The sequence below is a fragment of the Pseudomonas sp. 15C genome (assembly GCF_055484735.1).
Genome location: NZ_JBUDGD010000014.1, coordinates 88,006 through 108,766, shown reverse-complemented (window position 1 = coordinate 108,766; position 20,761 = coordinate 88,006). Strand labels below are relative to the sequence as shown.

The 20,761-nt window shown below is 60.5% G+C and carries 14 protein-coding genes; 5 read left to right on the top strand and 9 right to left on the bottom strand.

Annotation, left to right across the window (positions count from 1 at the left end; all coding sequences use genetic code 11):
* Positions 1-2: 2 nt before the first annotated feature.
* On the top strand, positions 3-617 hold the full coding sequence (locus ACYYKW_RS10415; protein WP_093098854.1) for an NAD(P)-dependent oxidoreductase: 615 nt from the start codon (positions 3-5) through the stop codon (positions 615-617).
* A 211-nt stretch (positions 618-828) separates the two neighbouring features.
* On the opposite strand, the gene ACYYKW_RS10410 is transcribed toward ACYYKW_RS10415, so the two are convergent.
* Positions 829-1,710 (bottom strand): LysR substrate-binding domain-containing protein, encoded by an 882-nt coding sequence (locus ACYYKW_RS10410; RefSeq protein WP_464990067.1) that lies wholly within the window; start codon positions 1,708-1,710, stop codon positions 829-831.
* Positions 1,711-1,937: 227 nt separating this feature from the next.
* On the opposite strand from ACYYKW_RS10410, the gene ACYYKW_RS10405 reads away from it, so the two are divergent.
* Both ACYYKW_RS10405 and ACYYKW_RS10400 read left to right on the top strand, forming a co-directional pair.
* On the top strand, positions 1,938-3,575 hold the full coding sequence (locus ACYYKW_RS10405) for a 5-guanidino-2-oxopentanoate decarboxylase (protein ID WP_464990066.1): 1,638 nt from the start codon (positions 1,938-1,940) through the stop codon (positions 3,573-3,575).
* Entirely contained in the window at positions 3,575-5,023 is a 1,449-nt protein-coding gene (locus tag ACYYKW_RS10400; protein ID WP_464990070.1) for an aldehyde dehydrogenase family protein, read from the top strand. Before ACYYKW_RS10405 ends, ACYYKW_RS10400 begins: the two co-directional genes overlap by 1 nt.
* A gap of 208 nt (positions 5,024-5,231) precedes the next feature.
* Here the strand turns inward: ACYYKW_RS10400 and ACYYKW_RS10395 are convergent, their stop codons facing one another.
* Positions 5,232-6,161 (bottom strand): AraC family transcriptional regulator, encoded by a 930-nt coding sequence (locus tag ACYYKW_RS10395; RefSeq protein WP_090285754.1) that lies wholly within the window; start codon positions 6,159-6,161, stop codon positions 5,232-5,234.
* Positions 6,162-6,497: 336 nt separating this feature from the next.
* Here ACYYKW_RS10395 and ACYYKW_RS10390 point away from each other — a divergent pair, with 336 nt between their 5' ends.
* Positions 6,498-6,851: an antibiotic biosynthesis monooxygenase family protein gene (locus ACYYKW_RS10390; RefSeq protein ID WP_093098867.1), complete on the top strand. Its 354-nt coding sequence runs from the start codon at positions 6,498-6,500 to the stop codon at positions 6,849-6,851.
* A 43-nt stretch (positions 6,852-6,894) separates the two neighbouring features.
* Positions 6,895-7,137 carry a hypothetical protein gene (locus ACYYKW_RS10385; protein ID WP_016773447.1) on the top strand — a complete coding sequence of 81 codons (243 nt, stop codon included), beginning with the start codon at positions 6,895-6,897 and terminating at the stop codon, positions 7,135-7,137.
* A 4-nt stretch (positions 7,138-7,141) separates the two neighbouring features.
* Here ACYYKW_RS10385 and ACYYKW_RS10380 read toward each other — a convergent pair whose 3' ends face one another.
* The 7 genes from ACYYKW_RS10380 to ACYYKW_RS10350 all read right to left on the bottom strand — a co-directional run bounded on the left by ACYYKW_RS10380 (position 7,142) and on the right by ACYYKW_RS10350 (position 20,667).
* Complete coding sequence (locus ACYYKW_RS10380; RefSeq protein ID WP_093098870.1) at positions 7,142-7,771, bottom strand: flavin reductase family protein; 630 nt, start codon at positions 7,769-7,771, stop codon at positions 7,142-7,144.
* A 238-nt stretch (positions 7,772-8,009) separates the two neighbouring features.
* Positions 8,010-8,243, bottom strand: coding sequence for a hypothetical protein (locus ACYYKW_RS10375; RefSeq protein ID WP_336355308.1), 234 nt, complete (start codon positions 8,241-8,243; stop codon positions 8,010-8,012).
* Positions 8,244-8,625: 382 nt separating this feature from the next.
* Entirely contained in the window at positions 8,626-9,945 is a 1,320-nt protein-coding gene (locus ACYYKW_RS10370) for an MFS transporter (RefSeq protein WP_090285740.1), read from the bottom strand.
* A gap of 382 nt (positions 9,946-10,327) precedes the next feature.
* Positions 10,328-11,656: a sigma-54-dependent transcriptional regulator gene (locus ACYYKW_RS10365; protein ID WP_464990065.1), complete on the bottom strand. Its 1,329-nt coding sequence runs from the start codon at positions 11,654-11,656 to the stop codon at positions 10,328-10,330.
* Positions 11,656-13,416: an ATP-binding protein gene (locus ACYYKW_RS10360; protein ID WP_464990064.1), complete on the bottom strand. Its 1,761-nt coding sequence runs from the start codon at positions 13,414-13,416 to the stop codon at positions 11,656-11,658. The genes ACYYKW_RS10365 and ACYYKW_RS10360 overlap by 1 nt, the downstream gene beginning before the upstream one ends.
* An 88-nt stretch (positions 13,417-13,504) precedes the next feature.
* A complete protein-coding gene (locus tag ACYYKW_RS10355) occupies positions 13,505-16,207 on the bottom strand; it encodes an RHS repeat domain-containing protein (protein ID WP_464990063.1) in 2,703 nt (900 codons plus the stop codon).
* Positions 16,204-20,667: a SpvB/TcaC N-terminal domain-containing protein gene (locus ACYYKW_RS10350; protein WP_464990062.1), complete on the bottom strand. Its 4,464-nt coding sequence runs from the start codon at positions 20,665-20,667 to the stop codon at positions 16,204-16,206. Before ACYYKW_RS10350 ends, ACYYKW_RS10355 begins: the two co-directional genes overlap by 4 nt.
* Positions 20,668-20,761 lie beyond the last annotated feature (94 nt).

Below are 20,761 nucleotides of genomic sequence, written 5' to 3'. Positions count from 1 at the left end.
TCATGAGCAAAATCGCAATCATCGGTGCCACCGGCCGTGCCGGCAGCCAATTGTTGGAAGAAGCCCTGCGCCGTGGGCACAGCGTTACCGCTATCGCTCGCGATACGTCGAAGATCGGCAGCCGTGCCGGTGTGGTCAGCAAGAATGTCGATGTGCTCGATGCGACGGCGCTGCAGGACGCAGTGGCCGGTCACGATGCGGTGATCACTGCCGCGCATTTCGCCACCGTGCCAGCGACTGCGATCGTCGGGCCGCTGAAAAGCGCTGGGGTGAAACGCCTGCTGGTGGTCGGCGGTGCCGGTTCGCTGTTGTTGCCAGATGACACGCGGGTGATCGACAGCGCAGGGTTTCCGGCCGAGTACAAAACCGAAGCCAGCGCCGGGGCGGCATTTCTTGAGGCGTTGCGTCAGGAGAGTGATCTGGACTGGACGTTCCTGTCGCCGTCGGCGGAATTTGTCGAAGGTGAGCGCACGGGCACGTTTCGTGTCGGCAAGGATCATTTGCTGGTGAGCAGCGAAGGGCGCAGCTGGATCAGTTTTGCCGATTATGCGATTGCGTTGATCGATGAGTTGGAAACGCCGGAGCATGTGCGTCAGCGGTTTACTGTGGGTTATTGACTGAGGTGACGCTGAGAGACTGGTCTGGCTTCAGATCTTTTCCCCCTCACCCCAGCCCTCTCCCCCAAAGGGGGCGAGGGGGAAGGGAGCCGATCTTCATGCTTTTCCAGGCCTGAGTTCGACTCGCTGTTGCAGGTCGGCGCAGCTAGACCAAACAACACGGTCAGTCCCCTCTCCCTCTGGGAGAGGGTTAGGGTGAGGGGAAAAGGCTTCAGCGCAAATGCGCCTGCTCAACCAGCCAAAGCATCAACTCCTCCAGCTGCGGCGACGGCTGCGCTCCGCCAGGCAGCACCACGTAATACGCCAGCCCCGTCTTGACCTTCAACTCAAATGGCATCACCAGCCGCTCGGCACGCAAGTCATCGCCGATCAGCGACCAGTCCCCGATCGCCACGCCCGTGCCATGCGAGGCCATCGACATCGCCTGATCCAGCGTCTCGAAATGCTGGCCGCTGCCCAAGTTGCTCAACAGCAAACCCGCCGCATCGAGCCACACCGACCAGTCGTGAATGTCGTGAGTGGGGTGCAACAACAGATGCTTCTGAAGATCCGACGGCGAATTCAGCGCGGGTGAACCGTTGAGCAGCTGCGGCGAGCAGACCGGTGTCAGTTGTTCGTCGAACAAGTGCAGGGCGCCCGGCGAATGGTCCGGTGGCGGGCCATAGATCACGGCGGCATCGAACTGCTCGCGCTGAAAATCAACACCGTGTTGCAGCGAGGCCGTCAGTTTCACCGGCACGTCCGGACGTTCTTTTTGCCACTGCAGCAGGCGCGGCAGCAGCCAGCGCATCACGCAGCTCGGTGCCTTGAGTTGCAAAGTCTGATGCTTTAGCCCGATCTGCTCGGTCGCTTCGCTGATGAGCCCGAAGACTTTCTCCACCTGCGGCAGCCATTCACGTCCTTCGGCCGTCAGCGTCAGCCCACGGGCCAGACGGATGAACAACGGATAACCGAGCTGTTCTTCCAGCCCGGCGATCTGCCGACTCACCGCACCCTGAGTAATGTGCAACTGCTCGGCGGCGCGGGTGAAGTTGCAGCACTGCGCCGTGATCAGAAACGTATGCAGCGCGGGCAGGGGAGGCAGTCGTTTCATGGGAATCCAAGGTATGACGTGAGGACATGGCTAGTATGACTTTTAATCGATTGTTGCCGCTAGCGGCCGACCGTTCAATGAGCCCCAGTAAACGGCTTTCTGTAGGAGTGAGCCTGCTCGCGATAGCGGTGTGTCCGTCACACAGTTGTTAGCTGACACACCGCTATCGCGAGCAGGCTCACTCCTACAAGGGACCGTGTTTTCAGCGAACAACAAGGGCAATCGACATGGCGACGTGTGGCGAAGTACTGGTCAAGTTACTCGAAGGTTACGGAGTCGAGCAGGTGTTCGGCATTCCCGGCGTGCATACCGTGGAGCTGTATCGCGGGCTGGCCCGTTCGAGCATCAACCATGTCACCCCACGGCATGAGCAGGGCGCCGGTTTCATGGCCGACGGCTATGCACGCACCAGCGGCAAACCGGGGGTGTGTTTCATCATCACCGGCCCGGGCATGACCAACATCACCACGGCGATGGGCCAGGCCTACGCCGACTCGATCCCGATGCTGGTGATCTCCAGCGTGCAGAGTCGCCACCAGTTGGGCGGTGGACGCGGCAAGCTGCACGAATTGCCGAACCAGAGCGCACTGGTCGCTGGCGTTGCTGCGTTCTCTCACACCTTGATGTCGGCCTCGGAATTGCCGGGGGTGCTGGCGCGCGCATTCGCCTTGTTCCAGGCCGGCCGCCCGCGTCCGGTGCACATCGAAATTCCGTTGGACGTGCTGGTCGAAGACGCCGATGAACTGCTCGCCAGCCTGCCGGTACAGATCGATCGCGCCGGTGCCGCGCCGGCCGCCGTCAGCCGCATGACCGAGCTGCTGGCCACGGCGCAACGGCCGCTGATCCTGGCCGGTGGCGGCGCCATCGACGCCGCTGCCGAACTCGGCAAGCTGGCCGAATTGCTCGACGCACCGGTGGCGCTGACCATCAACGCCAAAGGCCTGCTGCCTTCAACGCATCCGCTGTTGATCGGTTCGACGCAAAGCCTGATCGCCACCCGCGCGCTGGTCGCCGATGCCGATGTGGTGCTGGCGATCGGCACCGAACTGGCCGAGACCGATTACGATGTGACCTTCGCCGGCGGTTTCGAGATTCCCGGCAAGCTGCTGCGCATCGACATTGATGCCGATCAGACCGTGCGCAACTATCCGCCGTACGTTGCGCTGGTCGCCGACTCGCGCAACGCCGCGCAAGCCTTGCTCAGCGCTTTGTCGCACAAAGCGTTGGCCGAGCGCCGCAACGATTGGGGCCAGGTGCGCGCGGCGCGTTTGCGTGAAGAGCTGGCAGCGAGTTGGGACACACCGACCCTGGCGCAGACGCGTTTCCTTGAAACCGTACTGCAGGAATTGCCTGACGCGGTATTCGTCGGCGATTCGACGCAACCGGTATACACCGGCAACCTCACCTTCAACCCTGAACGCCCGCGACGCTGGTTCAACTCGTCAACTGGTTACGGGACTCTTGGTTACGCTTTGCCGGCGGCCATTGGTGCCTGGCTCGGTGGGCCACTTGAGAAAGGCATCCGTCCCCCAGTGGTGTGTCTGATCGGCGACGGCGGTCTGCAATTCACCCTGCCGGAACTGGCTAGCGCCGTCGAAGCGCGTACGCCGGTGATCGTCCTGCTGTGGAATAACCAGGGCTACGAAGAGATCAAGAAATACATGGTCAACCGCGCCATCGAGCCGGTCGGTGTCGACATCTACACGCCGGACTTCATCGGGGTGGCCAAAGCCCTCGGCTGTGCCGCCGAAGCGATCAGCTCGGTAGCGCAATTGCGCAGTGCGCTGCGTACGGCTACCGACCGGCAAGGCCCGACCGTGATCGAAATCGACCAGAACCAGTGGATGCAGGCGGTGGCCCAATGATCAATTTTCCAACCACACTCGACGGTCTCTACATCAACGGCCAATGGTCCGCCGGCCGCGAGCACTTACGGGTGATCAACCCGGCAACCGAAGCGCTGCTGACCACGGTCAATGGTGGTGACGAACTCGCGGTCGATCACGCCGTTACCGCGGCGGTAGCGGCATTCAAGGACTGGTCGCAAACCACTGGCGCCGAGCGCGCTGTGATCCTGCGCAACATCGCCAACGGCGTGCGCAACGGTCGCGGGCACTTGATGAACCTGCAATCGAGCAACAACGGCAAGCCGCTGTTCGAAGCGGCGATCGACGTCGACGATGTCATCGCTACGTTCGAGTATTACGCCGATCTGGCCGAAGGCCTCGACGCGCAGCGCGACACCAATGTGCCGCTGCCCAGCGATGATTTCAGTGCACGTCTGCGCCGCGAGCCGTGCGGTGTGGTCGGGCTGATCGTGCCGTGGAATTTCCCCATGGTCACCACCGCCTGGAAACTCGCCCCGGCGCTGGCTGCCGGTTGCTGCGTGGTGCTCAAACCCTCGGAGGTCACGCCGCTGCCGGAGCTGGAGCTGGCGGCGATCATCGCCGAGTCCGGCTTGCCCAACGGCGTATTCAATCTGGTTTGCGGCACCGGCCTGGCCGTCGGCGCGCCGCTGTCAGCGGATCCGCGCATTGCCAAAATCTCGTTTACTGGCAGCAACGCGGTCGGCGTGCAGGTAATGCAACGCGCGGCGGAAACGGTGAAGGGCGTGAGCCTGGAGCTGGGCGGAAAATCTTCGCTGCTGGTGCTCGAAGACGCTGATCTGGAGCTGGCGGTGGAGCTGGCCTGTGGTGGCGGTTTCTTTAATGCCGGGCAGATGTGCTCGGCCACCAGTCGCGTGCTGGTCGCCGATGAACTGGCCGATGAATTTCTCGAGCGTTTGCAGCAGCGTGCGCAAGCGATTCGCGTGGCCGACCCGTTCGAGGCGGATGTGGAAATGGGCGCGCTGGTCAATCAGGCGCAATACCAGCGCGTGCTCGGGCACATCGATCGCGGCCTCAGCGCCGGAGCCAAGCTGGTATGCGGTGGCAATCGTCCGGCGCACCTGCCGCGCGGGTTTTTTTTGCAGCCGACGGTGTTCACCGAAGTGCCCCTCGACAGTGCGCTGTGGTGCGAAGAGATTTTCGGCCCGGTGTTGTGCGTGCGCAGTTTCAGCAGCGAAGACGAGGCGATTGCGCTGGCCAACGACAGCCCGTTCGGCTTGGTCGCCAGTGTGGTGACGCGTAACGCCGAGGCCGCCGAACGGGTGGCCAACGCCTTGCAGGCCGGGCTGGTGTGGCTCAACGCGCCGCAGGTGATTTTCCCGCAGACGGCGTGGGGTGGTTACAAGCAGAGCAGCATCGGCCGGGAGTTGGGACCGTGGGGGTTGGCGGCGTTTCAGGAGATCAAGCACGTGGTCCGGGCGGTGTAGGAGCCTACCCTCACCCCAGCCCTCTCCCGGGGGGAGAGGGAGCCGACGCAGGTGTCTGGCGCTATACATCGACCTGAAAAACCGGGTCGATTATGGATGCGCCAAAATACTTTCAGGTCGGTGTACATCTGCAATACCCCCCAATCAGTCCCCTCTCCCCCTGGGAGAGGGCTAGGCGGGCGGCGTTCCGATGAGGGCTCTTGAAGGTTCACACCGAAAGCCGCAACCGCGCCAGATCCCGCAACGGCGGCGCGCCAAACAGGCGGCTGTACTCGCGGCTGAACTGCGACGGGCTTTCATAGCCCACGCGATACCCCGCCGCCGACGCCTCCAGCCCTTCAGTCAACATCAAGCGCCGCGCTTCCTGCAAACGCAACTGCTTCTGATACTGCAACGGACTCATCGCCGTCATCGCCTTGAAACGGTGATGCAAGGTCGAGACGCTGAGGTTCACTTCTTTGGCCAGGTCATCGATGCGCAGCGGCTGCTCGAAGTTGCCGTTGAGCCATTTGATCGCTTGGCTGATGCGATGGCTCTGGCTGTTGGCAATCGCGATTTCGTACAAGCGATGGCCCTGCGGGCTGCGCAATAGACGGTAGAGAATCTCGCGACGAATCAGCGGCGCGAGCATGGCGATGTCTTTCGGTGCATCGAGCAGTCGGGCCAGACGCAGCACCGCGTCGAGCATCGAACTGTCGATGCGCTCTACGTACAGGCCACGTCCGGTCGGGCGGGTCGGTACGCCCATCGGGCCGGCATCGGCGATCAGCGCGGTGATTTCGGTCGGGTCGATATCCAGGCGCACGGCGAGGATCGGTTCGTCCGGCGAGACATTGACCACGCGCCCGCTCAGCGGCATCGAAACCGATACCACCAGATAATTCAGCGGGTCGTAATTGAAGAATTCGTCGGCCAGCCGCACCTCTTTGCGCCCCTGCGCCATGATGCACAGCGCCGGTTGCGCGAGCACCGGGGCGAAGTCGTGGGATTTGGTGTGACGCGACATGAACAGCGAGCCAATGGCGGTCTGGTAGCTGCCATCGTCGCTGGTGTTGCGGCGGATGATCGCCGCCAGCTCCGCGCGCTGTTTTTCCATGTCAGCGGTGGGTTCGGCTTGAAAACGATCGAATGACGTCATGCGCGGCATCCTCGGCAGGTGAGGTGGAATGCAGCAGAGCATAAGTTTGTGCAAGCGCGAGCGGTAGACACATTCTGTCAAATGCTTGCCTGATTCTGCCGGCACTTGCCTGGCTGCCCAGCCACAGCAGGACGCAGCCCGGCAAACTTGCTTGATACGCCGTATGACAAGCCTGTTACACGGATTTACAGCTTGTTACAGGTGCAGCGCGCAGCCACGCAGGATTGGGCAACTCGTCGACAGGAATCGACTAACGGCGCAAATGGCTCGGCGCTTAATCTTTGCTTCAGTCGCAGCCCGTCCCTGGCTGCTACGCGATTTCATGGAGGGTTGATCATGTCCAAGCAGATGCCTGTCAGTCATATGGCCTTCGTTCGTGCTCAAGCCGGGCGTTCGGCGGAACTCGGTGTGCGCCTGAGCGCGTTGATCGAAGTCTCACGATCGGCACCCGGTTGCCTGAGTTTTTCCTTGCAACAATCGCAGTGCGATCCAGAGCTGTGGCTGGTGTCCGGGTTCTGGAGCAGTCAGCCGATGATGACCGCCTATTTCAATAGCCCATCGATGGAAGTCTTCGCCGAGCTGGTGCAGGACCTGGTGGTCAACAGCCTCGATTTTCACACCTTCCGCGACGTCTCGGCTGCACAAGCCCTGCGCCAGTGCCCGGCGCCGGTACACAAACTCGTCGGTTGAGGGTTTAATGGCCGGCTTATCTGTCTGAGCCGGGATGTGTGACATGGCACGTAAAGAGTTCGAACGCTTCGAAGCGGTTTCCGCAGTGGTCCCCGTCGAGTTGGGCGGCAACAAGGGTTATTACGCGGCAATCGCGGTCAAGGCCCTGGTCGATGGCGGTGCGCCACGCTTTCACAAACTGCTCGATGAGCAAGTGTTCCCCGGTGCCATTGCCGCCGACGACGCCGCGATCAATGAGCTGGACAAACTCAAGGGCGTCACTGATGACGCCGAGTTGATCTGGTAAGCGCTTACTTGCCCGCGCCCGGACGCCACATCTTGAACAGCGCCTCCGGCCCCAACTGGAAATAGTCCGCCGGCCCGCCGCCGCGCAGAATCGGTTGCGCTGCGGCGGTGTCGTAGATGCCGTCTTTCAGCAACCACTTGGCGATGTGCACGGCGACCACTTCGCCGAGGATCAGCCAGCTCGGCACCGTTTCGCCATCGGCGCGCTGCAGCTGAATGATCTGCGTGACCTTGCACTCGAAGGACACCGGACTTTCCGCCACGCGCGGCACGGCGATCACCTTCGACGCTACGGTCGTCAACCCCGCCAGTTCGAACTCGTTCACCTCAGGCGCGACCATCGCGCAGCTCTGGTTCATCTGCTCGGCCAATGGACGCGTGGCGAGGTTCCAGGCGAATTCGCCGGTCTGCTCGATGTTGTTCAGGCTGTCTTTGCGACCGACGCTGGAAAAGCCAATGATCGGCGGAATGTAGTTGAACGCATTGAAGAAACTGTACGGCGCCAGGTTGAGCTGACCTTCGGCATTCTGCGAGGAGATCCAGCCGATGGGCCGCGGACCGACGATGGCGTTGAACGGATCGTGGGGCAGGCCGTGGCCGTTGGCGGGTTCGTAGAAGTGGATGTCATCGGGCATGGCGGGCGGTCCTGCGAAGTGTTTTTCGAGCGCTACATAGTGCAAGCCCACGTCGCAGATTTCCAGCCAGATGCAAATCCCTGTGGGAGTTAGCCTGCTGGCGATAGCGGTGTATCAGTCACCAGATGCATCGGCTTGCTTATAGCTTTCGCGAGCAGGCTCGCACACAGGGTATGTTTGCAATACCCGGAAATGAGCAAGCCCGGGCGAGGCCGGGCTATGTGAGGACTGCTGATAATCAGCTGATTGCGTCTGCAGTACCGGTTTTGTCGAAACCATCGGCGGCGACGGTTTTACCGATGTTGGTTTTATCGAAACCGTCAGCGGCATAGGTGCCGGAGTGGCTGGTTTCGACGGCTGCGGTGGCGCCGGAAATGAAGTCGGCGGATTTGGTTCTGTCCGAACCATCGGCAGCGAAGGTGTTGGCAGCCAGTACGGACAGGGTCAGGGCGAGCATCAGTCGGGTTTTCATGGCGGTTACTCCGGATGGGTTGGCGTGTGTGTCCTGCATGGGTTTTATGCTACGCCAATTAATTTGATTGATAAGCGCAAATTAATGCTAAAAACCATCTATTAACTTGATGTTAAGAGCGGCGCATGTTTTTCGCTTTTGTCTCAGGAGCGAGCCTCGCGCAGGTCATCGATCAGGTAGGGGCAGGATGTGGTGGCGGGATTAATTAGCGATTAATCGATTTCAGGGGGAGGTTGATTCTTAAGCCTGTAGATCGTGGAGCCCTATCGCGAGCAGGCTCACTCCTTCAAGGGATTGGTGTCGACCACCGATCCAGTGTGGGAGCGAGCCTGCTCGCGATGGGGCCATCAACGCCACCGTTGCAGTGGCGCTGTTAACCCGATCAGTCAGTCACAATCCGCGAATGCTTCTGGGTGTCCTTCATGGTGATGTACACCAGCAACGACACGGCAATGCACGCGGTCACGTACCAGTAGTAACCGGTTTCCATGCCGATGCTCTTGAACCACAGCGCGATGTATTCGGCGGTGCCGCCGAAGATCGACACGGTCAATGCGTACGGCAGGCCGACACCCAGGGCGCGGATCTCGGTCGGGAACAGTTCGGCTTTGACCACCGCGTTGATCGAGGTGTAGCCGCTGACGATGATCAACGCTGCCATGATCAGGAAGAACGCGCCCCACCAGGTCTGGATGGTGTGCAGGGTCATCAGGATCGGCACGGTGAAGATCGTCCCCAGGACACCAAACGCGATCAGGATCGGACGACGACCGATCTTGTCCGACAGGCCACCGATGATCGGTTGCAGGCACATGAACAGAAACAGCGTGGCGGCGGAAATGGTGGTCGAGTCGGAAATGCTCATGCCCACCGTGTTGACCAGGTACTTCTGCATGTAGGTGGTGTAGGTGTAGAACGCCAAGGTGCCGCCCATGGTCAGGCCGACCACGGTCAACAGCTCTTTGGGATGGCGCATCAAGGTGCGCATGGCGCTTTCTTTGGACTTCTCTTTTTTGGTGAACGACTCGGTTTCTTCCATGCCGCGACGCAGGTAGAGGGCAACCACGGCACACAACGCGCCGATGGCGAACGGGATGCGCCAGCCCCACGCATACAGCTGCTCAGTGGTCAGCGTATTTTGCAGCACGATGAGTACGCCCAGCGCGATGAGCTGGCCGGAGATCAGGGTCACGTACTGGAAGCTGGAGAAGAAGCCGCGACGTTCTTTGGTGGCCATTTCCGAGAGGTAAGTGGCCGAGGTGCCGTATTCGCCACCGACCGACAGGCCTTGCAGCAGACGGGCGAACACCAGCAGGATCGGCGCGCCGATGCCGATGGTTTCGTAGTTCGGGCTCAGCGCAATCAGCAGCGAGCCGAAGCACATCAGGTACACCGAGGCCATCAGGGCTTTCTTGCGGCCGACCTTATCGGCGTACATGCCCATCAGCCAGCCACCGATCGGACGCATCAGAAAGCCGACGGCGAAGATCGCTGCAGTGTTCATCAATTGCGCAGTGGTGGAACCGGCGGGAAAGAAGGTTTTCGCGAAGTACAGCGAGAAGGCGGCATACACGTACCAGTCGTACCACTCGACCATGTTGCCGACGGAACCGCTGAAGATCGATTTGATCCGGCTGGCGGTGGTTCTCGTTTTGACCGGCGCAGCCGCCGACCCAAGTGGCAGGGCGTTGGAGTTATCCATTGAAGGATCCTTCGTTTAATTGTTTTTGTGGAGCGCGTCGAAACGCAGCCTGCCGGGGCTATAGCAGGAGCTGTGCCAACGGGGTGAGGGCCGGATTAGAGGGGCTGGCGGGAGCGGGTGAGCGGTATATCGCCGAAGGATTTGGTTTGATGAGCGGATTTCCGCTTATTGAGGCGCAAACCAAAGCCCCTCACCCTAGCCCTCTCCCGGAGGGAGAGGGGACTGACCGAGGTGTCTTGGAAGTAACGCCGACCTCGGATACCGAGCCGAGCTCAGGTTTTGAATAACATAAAGATCGGCTCCCTTTCCCCTCTACCCCTTGGGGGAGAGGGCTGGGGTGAGGGGGATGGTTGTCAGCCACACAGATAATCCCGAGCCAGCCTCACTCCGCCAGAAACATCTCCCGACTCAGCCCATGTCGCTGCATCTTTTCATTGAACGTGCGGCGCGGCAGTTGCAGCTCTTCAAGCACCGCTTTCACGTCACCTTTGTGCCGCGTCAGCGCCGCGCGCAGGCACTGCGCCTCGAACGCTTCCTGCTGGGCCGCCAGCGATTGCCCCGGCTCGACGCCCGGCACCGGCTCGTCCAGCCCCAGCACTTGCCGCTCGGCAACGTTGGCCAGTTCGCGCACGTTACCCGGCCAGTCATGGCTGAGCAGGTGACTCAGCTGCGCGCCGCTCAACGGCGTAAAGGTGCGACCAAGGCGCTCGGCGGCCTGGCGGGCGAAGGTGTCGAACAGCAGCGGAATGTCTTCGCGGCGCTCGCGCAAGGGCGGCAAGCGCAGTTCGGCAACGTTCAGGCGATAGGCCAGATCTTCGCGAAAGCGCCCGGCACGGGCCTCGTCGAGCAGATCGGGTTTGGTCGCCGCGACGATACGCAAATCAACGCGGATGCTCTGGTTCGAGCCGAGCCGTTCCAGCTTCTGCTCCTGCAACACCCGCAGCAGCTTCACCTGCTGGGCCAGGGGCATGCTTTCGATCTCGTCGAGAAACAGCGTGCCGCCATCGGCATATTCGAGTTTGCCGATGCGCTTGCCGGACGCACCGGTGAAGGCGCCGCTCTCATGGCCGAACAACTCGGCTTCGAACAGTTGCTCGGGAATCGCCGCGCAGTTCAGCGCCACGAAAGGTTTGCCGGCGCGCGGGCCGAAATCATGCAGGCAGCGCGCAACCAGTTCCTTGCCGCTGCCGGTTTCGCCACGGATCAGCACATTGACCGGCAGCGCCGCCAGATCCAGCACTTGCCGGCGCAAGGTCTGCAAACCACGGGAGACGCCGAGCAAGGTCGCATCGAGTCTGGCGCGATTGTCGGCCTGCGTATGCAGGGCGCGGTTCTCCAGTACCAGACGGCGTTTGTCCAGCGCACGGCGCAAGCTGCCCAGCAGGCTCTCCGGGCTGAACGGTTTTTCCAGAAAGTCATAGGCACCGTCGCGCATGGCCTCGACGGCCATCGGCACATCGCCGTGGCCGGTGAGCAGAATCACCGGCAGATCGGCATCGCGTTTCTGAACGTCGGCCAATAACGCCAAGCCACCCATGCCGGGCATGCGCACATCGCTGAGGATCACCCCGGCAAAATGCGCGGGCAGGGCAGCGAGGCATTCTTCGGCGCGGCTGAACAACTGCACCTCGAACCCCGACAGGCTCAGCCACTGTTCGACGGCGCAGCGAATGCTGCTTTCATCGTCGACCACCATCACCGAATTGAGCATCAGATGTGTGCCTCCTGATCGATCGGCAAGGTCAGGCTGAACACCGCGCCAGCGTCGCCATTCTCGGCGCTCAGGCGCCCGCCGGATTCATGCACGATGGCGAACGATACCGCCAGGCCAAGGCCCAGGCCATCACCTACAGGTTTGGTGGTGAAGAACGGGTCGAATATCTGCGCCAGATGTTCTTCGGCAATCCCGCCGCCATTGTCGCTGACGCTCAGGTGCCAGAGTTGCTCATCGGCCTGCAGACGGATTTCCAGTCGCTTGCAGGTTTTGCCGTGCATCGCATCCAGTGCGTTGCGCAGCAGGTTGATCAATACCTGTTCGAGGCGAATCGCATCACCGCGCACCCACGCCGGGCGGGTCAGGTGCAGCACCAGGCTGACCTGTTCGTCTCGCAGCCGCGCATCGAGCAATTGCAAGGCTTGATCGACCACCGTCGCCAGGTCGAGACGTTCGCGTAAGCCGCTGGGGCTCTTGCGCGCGAACGTCTTGAGGTGGCCGGTGAGCGCGGCCATGCGCGTGAGCATGTCGTCCACCGGTTTCAGCGCTTTGTAGGCATCGTCGACGCGACCATGTTCGAGCAGCAGGCGCAGCGTCGCCAGTTGCATGCGCTGAGCGGTAAGCGGTTGATTGATTTCATGGGCGAGTGCTGCGGACATCTGCCCGAGCGCGGCGAGTTTGGCCGATTGCACCAGACCTTCCTGGGCGGTGCGCAGATCGCGGGTGCGCTCCTCCACCAACCGTTCCAGTTCTTCGCGGTTGCGCTGGCGGACTTTCGACAGCCGCCAGCGCTGATTGAGGAACAGCAACAGAAACACCACCGCCAGCCACACCCCGGCAGCGGCCAGCCCGGCATTGCGCAGATCTTCGAACGCCACTTGCGGACGGCGCAGCAAGTGCAGGGTCCAGCCTTCGGCGGTCAGCGGCAGCGACTCCCACAGATAATCGGCCGTGCCATCCGGGCCTTCGACGCGGCGCAGGTCGCTGTTGTCATCGAAACGGCGCAGCGCCAGGTGTGTCAGCGGCAGCAACGTCTGTTTGTCGTACTGCCGCGTGGCCTTGATTTCGGCCATGTCGCTGGCACTCAACGGTCGCAGCGCGCGATAGCGCCAGCCCGGCTGATTGGCGATGAAAATGATCCCGCGTGCATCGCTGACCAACAGCGTGTCGCTGCCCTGGCGCCACTCGCGCTCCAGCTCGGGGAATTCCAGCTTGACCACCATTGCGCCGAGAAACTCGTCCCTCTCGCCTAGCACCGCGCTGGAGAGAAAATATCCGGGAATCCCGCTGGTCACGCCCACCGCATAGAAACGCCCGCTGCCTTGGGTACGGGTCTGGCTGAAATACGGACGGAAACCGTAGTTATGGCCGACGTAACTGCTGGGCAACCGCCAGTTGCTCGCCGCCACAGCCAGACCGCTGCGATCGAGCAATTCCAGGGTCGAGGACTGTGCCGCACCGTTGATCTTTTCCAGTTTCAGGTTCAGCGCTGCTTGTTCGTCGGCATCGACCGGGCCGGCCAGTGCCGCACGCAGTTGCGGGTCCAGCGCCAGCACGGCGGGCAGGGCGCGATAGCGATCAATCAGGGTGTGCAGTGAGTTGGCGTACAACCCCAGTTGCTGGTTGGCGCGCGCGGCGTCTTCTTCCAGTGCCTGACGCTCGGCATGGCGCATCGCAAAGGTCGCGGCCACGACCGTGCCAGTGATGATCAACAGGGAATACAACGACAGACGCAGGGTACGGGAAGTCGGCAGCATGCTGGGCGCAAACGGTCAGAAAAGTCAGGCCGAGACCATAGCATGGCCCCGGCCTGAAACGATAAGCACCGTAGCGCGTTACCTCTTTCTAAACCCACGCTTCCTGCGAAGTCCGGCGGATAAGAGCGAGATTGGTTCGCCTACGCACGATGGACCGTGTACTGCTGGAAGACGTCGAACTTCTGGGGGGCGAGTTGGGACTATCTACGGGTGGTGGCCGCATCCGCCCAATTTTTTCGAGCATGCCCATGCTTCGCCAGGTGACCCCGGCCAGCTCTTCCGCCTCCAGTACCTGCGTACGCAAAGCGTCCAGTGCCTGATCCGTCGGGTCGGCCACTAACTGATAATCGTTGATCCGCTTTTCTGCGGCGTTCATCAATTTCCCACCCCGCTTTTCATTTTCTGCCTGGAGCTTGGGGCTTCTCCACTCATCAATGTATCCGCCCGCCACTGGCCCTAGAATCGTGCCGGCAGCGACCGCTACCAAATTGGCGACGTTGGTGACAATGCTGTAAAAGCTGTGGGCAGCCTGCGTTACATCGCGGGGCGGCAATTGTCCATCGCTACCTGGGTCCCATGTGGCGGGGGGAGACCAGTTGGGGTTGAACATTGTGGCGTCTCGTACGATTTCCACGGTGATAGTCAAAACGGCGCTGATAATCAATGCGTTGGGTACGGACACTCCGCCCGCAGGCACCAGCGTTAGCCCAACCCTGGAGTTGGCGAATGACAGCGCTGCCGCCTTGGCCCGCTCGCTCCATGTAAGTTCGGGGTCAGGGGGAAGGCGCCCGGGGGGATTGGCCTGGGGATCGGGTACCAGGCCTGGTGTTCCGACTCCTGCCGAAGACGATCGGCGCGAGGAGCCGGGAGTAGAGATGGCAATGCTGGTTTGTGAAGCACTGCCGGTTTGTGCCTGCGTCGTGGTCGCCCCTTGTTGGTCGACAAAGTTGATCGGGTTGTTATGGGTCATGCAATACAGATTCAAGCCATCTGCGATTCCGTGTCGGTCCGGTTGCGTCCAGCGACCCAGCCACGGCGCATAATAGCGCTCGCCATAATAGTAGAGCCCGCTGCGATCCAGTTCCTTGCCGCTGTAGCGGATGGTTTTGTAATCGACCTCTATATCGGTGAGCGACAGGAAACAGGCAGTCGCGCCGAATGGAAAGAATTGCTCGTGGCTGATCATCTGCCCGAGTTGATCAAGTTCGATCAGGCATGAATTCAGGTGATCGTTCAGGCCGTATCGCAATTGCGTAGTGCCAATGCTTGCCGGATCGTTTTCCCAGTAAAGACAGCGCACCGTGCCCGCCCCGGTGGTGACGGTGATGGCATGCAGCTCTTCACCATTGTCCTTGCTGGAGATATCCAGCCCCGGCAGGTAACGTACCTGGTGAAAGTGGCTGGTGTTGTTGCCGTAGTGTTCGTAGCGTTTGCACACTCTCATGCCCTCGCTGTACCAGCATTTCTCCACGTCTTCCCGATCGCCGGGACGCGAGATCATGACCACCGATTGCAACTCATCGCGGCTGTTCCACCGCAACGGCTGGCCTGGCAATCGTTCCAGCAGGTTGCCGTGCGGGTCAAACAACCGGCTGAAGTCCGGAGGGGGATCGTCGGCTTCCTGCGATATGCCTCGATTGCTGTGGGGATCGATCACGATATGTCGGGTATGGCTTGCCCCCTCGCGCACTTGAATGATTTTGATCAGATTGCCGCCGTGGTCATATTCGTAGTTCTGGAGGTAGTTACGCAGGTCTGCGGGGTCGCAGGATTGCGCACGGACCGGTTGTGGCAGTGCGGCGGCACTGCAACCGGTAGCGCTGCTCAGTTGATACAGCGAATCGTAGGTGAAGGTACGCGTGCCGTCGCAGCGCTGATTGGCGAAAAAAACCGGCTTGACAGCGGCATCGAAGATCCGGGTGATCATTCCCATCGGATCGTAGCTGTACTCAAGGTCCTGGATGAACGGTTCGCTGCCTTTGTGTGCCCATTGCCTGACGAGGAGGGCATTGGCCGGGTCGTAATCCCAATGAACGCTGACGCCGTTGCCATTTTGTTGCGTGACAAGCTGTCCGCCGGCGTTGTATTGCGCGTCGATAAGCACCCCCCGTTCGACCCCGTTTTTCAGGATCAGAGAGGTGGCTTTGAGTTGCCCGGCCAGATCATAAAGCATCGTCTGTTGATGCTGGCCGGCATCCGTCAGCGCTGTGACCGCACCCAGCGGATCAAAGGTGCGTTGGCTGGTGAACGATTTCTCATCGTGAAAGGTTCGGGTTTCTCGCTGGGAGTGTCCGGCAAGGCTGTAGCTGTGCACTTCCATGCAGCCTGAGGGATCAGTCAGTCGCTGTTGTCGTCCGCGCAGGTTGTTGCCGGCATCCGCCGAGGCATCGGCATATTCGAATACTTCATCGTCCTGGGGGGTGGCTGTGTTGTTGACACTCAGCAGGCGCAGTTGCCGGTCGTAAGTCATGAGCCAGACCGCACCGCGATCATCCCAGCGCTGCAAGGTCTGACCTGCCAGCCCCGGCAGGCTCAAACGCATACCGGCATCGACGCTGTCTGTTCTCAATGGCTGATCCGCCAATGAGTAGACAGTCGCCAGACAGGGGCCGGCAAGACGTGGATCCCATTGGGCAACGCTGCGTCCGGCCAGATCCTGTTTCATGCGCGTGATCCGGGTCATTGGCAGGTCATCGGCATTCTTGCGCCAGTAGTCGACCCGCCGCACAGTCAGCCCACGACTGTCGGTGGCTGTCAGGGTTGGCGTACGATGATGGACGTGACTGTTCATGACAGTTCTTCTGCGGTGTCGTTGAAATCCTCACTGATGAGATACCAAGGGTGACGAGTCTGGCGGGAAAAGTAGCCTTTGGCGTTGACCAGCTTGACCGGGCGCCCCAGCGCGTCATGGAACAGTTGATCGAACAACCCGAGCTGGCGCAGCGATTGATCATTGACGTAGCGGTGGGTGTTGGCGAAAAACGGCCGGTATTGGCGCTGCGGCAGACCTTTGTTGTTGTATTCGACGCGTTCACTGATACGCCATCGTGTCTGCGTCGGCTGCTCACCTTCTTCGATGAGCAGTTCACCATCCTCAGCCACCACATAAGCCAGCCCCGGGCCGACCTTTTGCTGGGTTTGCAATACCCGAGCAAAGCCATCGAAGCAGGTTTTGACGATCTGGATCTGTGCCTTGACGGTGTCGTAAGGGTAGCGGTCGGCGGTGAGCATCACGATGTGTACCGGTTCTCGGTAAGCCAGTTCAATGGCTGCGCGCAATTGCTGGTCTTCAGGCGTCAGGACGTGGTTTTGCCCAAGCCGGCGACGTGCGCTGGCACGGATTTGCCCGCCAGGCAAAAGGTCGCCTTGCTTGATCGCCCGGGCCTGAAGCGTGGAGGCAGGTATCAGGCCCATCCAGCTGAACAGGTTTTTGTGCAGGGTACTCGCTGCGTGTCCTACGGTATCTTCCGGATACAGAATGGCGTGTTCCGGACTGGGGTCCGGCAAGGTCCAGTCATCGGTCAGCTTGTCGAAGCCGGCAGGTTTGCCATTCTCGGTACCGTGAAAGCTGATGACCAGCGGCTGACCGGAAGGCTCGTAGATGACTTCTTCAGTGTTGTCATTGGCGTCCGTGATCCGCTTGGGTTTGAGGGCGTGGTAATCGAACTCTGCCACCTGGACGGCACAACCGTCGGGCAATTCCATGCGCAAGACGGTCAGGTAGTGTGGATCGTATTCGGCTTTGGTCACGCCATGGCTTGGCGTTTCGTTGAAATCGAGCACTTTGTAGAACGCTTGCAAATCGCCGTACCGAGCCAGATTGAACCGCGACGACCAAAGGTTTTGTTCCTCGCGCAGCATCGCTTCGAACAGCAGCGGCATGGGTGAGTAACCAATTGCGCGGAGGGCCTCGCGGATGTCCAGATCCGGCACAATGCTGTAAGCGTCCAGCGCGGTCTTGTCCAGTAAGGCAAGTTCCAAAGAATGCAACAGAGCTTCGAATCCGGCGACGCCGTCCTCCAGTTCAATACCCTCTGTGTCCACGTAGCGCTGTATCGATTGGGAAGTCAGTACCCGTTCGATGGCCCATTCTGGCGAATCCTCAAGCTCTCTCAACGATTCGAAAGATACCTGTGCCGGGGTCAGCTCGCCGGGGCGCGTACCTTTGGCCAATTTAAACGCATTGGTCCGTTCCTGATACGGCGAGCCCAATCGCCATTGCTGTGGCTCAGTCAGGTTGATCGGACGCGTACAGGTTTCACGCAGACAAAAGTAATGCTGCTCCTCGTCTTGGGCGTCGCGCCACCACTGATTCAGATGGTCTTCGGAGAAGGGGGGCGGGCTCTGGGCGGTCAACCTGCGCGCATAGTTCACGGTAAATGCGTGAGTCGCGGCGCCATAGGCATCCCAGCGCAGGGTGACATCGTGGCGGCACAGCGGGTCATTGATAAAACCATCGTACTGATAACTGATTGCTTCGACCTGAAAGGGCAGCAGAACAGCTGCTGCATATTGGCCCTTCGGCCGCACCTCGCGAATCAGATAGCGCTTTTCCTCTACCGAGTAGAGGGCGGCTGCATCAGAGACTTGTGCATCTGGCCGGTAGGCAAAGGTCTCTGTTCGGGCAACCGAGCCGACCAATGCCTGCGCAATTCGATAGCGAGTCTCGGAGTCTTCGGGAGTGACGGGCTCATCGATTTCACCTTCGGGGTGGTAACGACTGAACAGGGTTTCGCCCAACGGGCAGGCGTCCACGTCCGCGCTGAAATAATCGTCGCCGGAGCGATTCATTTCCTGCCCGTTGTGAAACCAGGTGCATGTTTGCATCGGCTCGTTGAAGCCAGGCTCTGAAGGATCGGTTCCAATCTCGCAGTCAAGTCGCTGTGAATAGCCGAACCCGCGAAATTCCCGTCCGATGCCGTCGTAAAACCCTTCGCACCAGGTAAATGACTGGGTCAAGCGGTTGCCGGTGATCTCGTCGTACTGCTCCTGCTTTTTTACTACGGCCAGCGGAAACGGCAGATGACATACCGGTGCACGCTCAAGCGCCAGCAGCCGCTCCTTTTCATCCAGCCATTCCTGAGCCGAGCTGCGATAAGTCACGCTGCTGGAGCAACCCATGTTGTTGTTACTGTTGACCAGCAGATAGGGCTTGGCCGCAACAAAATCGTAGCGCCAATGCCGAGGCTTGATATGCGGTACCGTCAGAATCAGGCTGGCGCAACCAAGGCCTTGCAGATCGGCGAAACTGACCTGGCACGAACGGTCATAGCGCACCTCTTCGGGCCACGGCACGCTGACGGGAGTCTGTTGCAGACCGTTGCCGCCGTGGTTCAGGTAAATGTCGAAGCCTTCGGATTGCAGATAGATCAACGCCGGCGCGCCGGAACCATTGAGGTCGGCCAGACGCACTCGCGAGGCGTCGAATTCTTCATAGGTGAATGGCAGGGCACTGATCTTGCGACCTTTACCGAATTTACCGTGACCAAGATTCGGCCAGCAGCGGACCTCGTCATGGCGGATGCGGCACAGCTCAGGCATGTCGCTGCCGAGCAGGTTACCCAGAAGCACCAGTTCGGTTTGCGAGTTGCTGAAAACCGGCAGACGGTCGTCATCGTATTCATGGGGTATTTCTTGTGCGGCAGCGAAGCCTTTTTTCCGCAGGCTGGCATAGAGACGCACACGGTCGGGGCTGATGGTGGCCGCTGACATCAGGCCGTCGCCGCAAAAATCGCCCATGATCAAGCCCAGATTCTGGTGTTCCACGGAAAACTTATCGAACGCGCTGAACAGTTCGAATTGTCGCTGCGCATTCAGCGCATGGAACCCGCAGTAACCCGATCGGGCGGTGATCAGGTCCAGGCGCCCGTCGCCGGTCAGATCAAGCAGTTGTGCCACGGCGCGGTTACGATCTGCCACCGGGATCTTGTCCAGCAAAGCCCAGGGGCCGTAACCGATCAGTTCAGTGCCAGGCGCTGCGCGCAGCGGTTCACGGTAGTACCAGGCGTTGTCGTAGCGGCAGAGAAAGCCCGGCACGCCCTCCCCATACAGATCGACGCATTGATAGAACCCGTTGTCTTCGATGCCCGGTTGAGTCTCGTTTTCCAACAGGCGTGCAGGTGTCTTGTTGATCTCGAAGGGCGAGTATTCGAACTCTACCGGCGGTGATTGCTCGACATTGCCTTGCGCATCGAAGGCCTGATAGAGCGCCGCGGTGATCTGGCTGTAGGTGCTCTGCGCAATTTTTTGGATTGGTCGATATTCCAGCAGCAGGCGACGGGCAAGTTTCGCCTCTGCCGCCAGGCCCTCGGGGAAGTGATGAAACATCAACACTTGCTGGCACAGCCTGCGAGTGCTCAATTCAAAACCCTGACCATAGGTGAAAAACGGATCAGGTCGCAGCTGCCAGCGGTTCACTTCATCGTAGCTCGGAACCTCCGTCAGCGAAGTGCTGCGCTCGCCGTAATCGAACACCAGTTGAAAATGCCATGGCAGATCCGTCGGCCGCTCGGTGTCCCAGCAATAGAGGCGGTCGCTCGCCGTGGCATTGCCGTAACACACCCGGCGCAGATAACGCTGGGCGCGGTAGTCGTGAATGGGGTCTTGCTCGTCAGGCTGATCGTCCGGCTTGTACTCGTAGCAGATGTGTTCGCCATGGGCGTTCATGCTTTCACACAGCAGCCAGCTACTGATGCGCGATTCGTCGTCGGGGTCGGCACGGCGTGAGGCGGTGGTTTTGCCGTAGACATGCAACGTGCCGTCGGCCACATGCACCAGCCAGAAGGGCGCTCCCCCGTCAACCGGATGCCAGCATTCGCGCAGGGAGAAATCACTCTCAATCTGCGCCCGGTAAGACAGCACATTGTGCTCGGCAACAGGGACGCCGAGGTAACTGTTTTCGCTGCGCCACTTCAGGTTGCCGTTGTCATCCAGCTCCGGCATCCAGACTTCACCGTCATGACCGATGATTTCATCGTGCCCGGTGTAGCGCGGTACGCCCCTGTTGGTGCGTCGGCTGATCTGGCTCAGGCCCGCCAGGTTCCAACCGAGGCCAAATGCGCTGTTACCGCTCTGGCTGCTGCCCGACAGTGTCAGGTGCGGATCACACCCGCGCCCGGCCGACGCCGGAACGGGCAATTCGATACCTGTGGTGCCGGTCGGGCCAACGGCGCTCCAGCTCTTGCCGATGGTGGCGATCGATGAGCTTCGGGCGATGGAAGGAGCAGTGATCTCGAGGTCTTGATCGGCCATGGTCGAATCCATTCGCGCTAAGTAGGACGTATGGATAGACGCTAACAGGAGTGAGCGGTAAACGGACCTGTCAGATCTGACAGGTGCGCAAGAC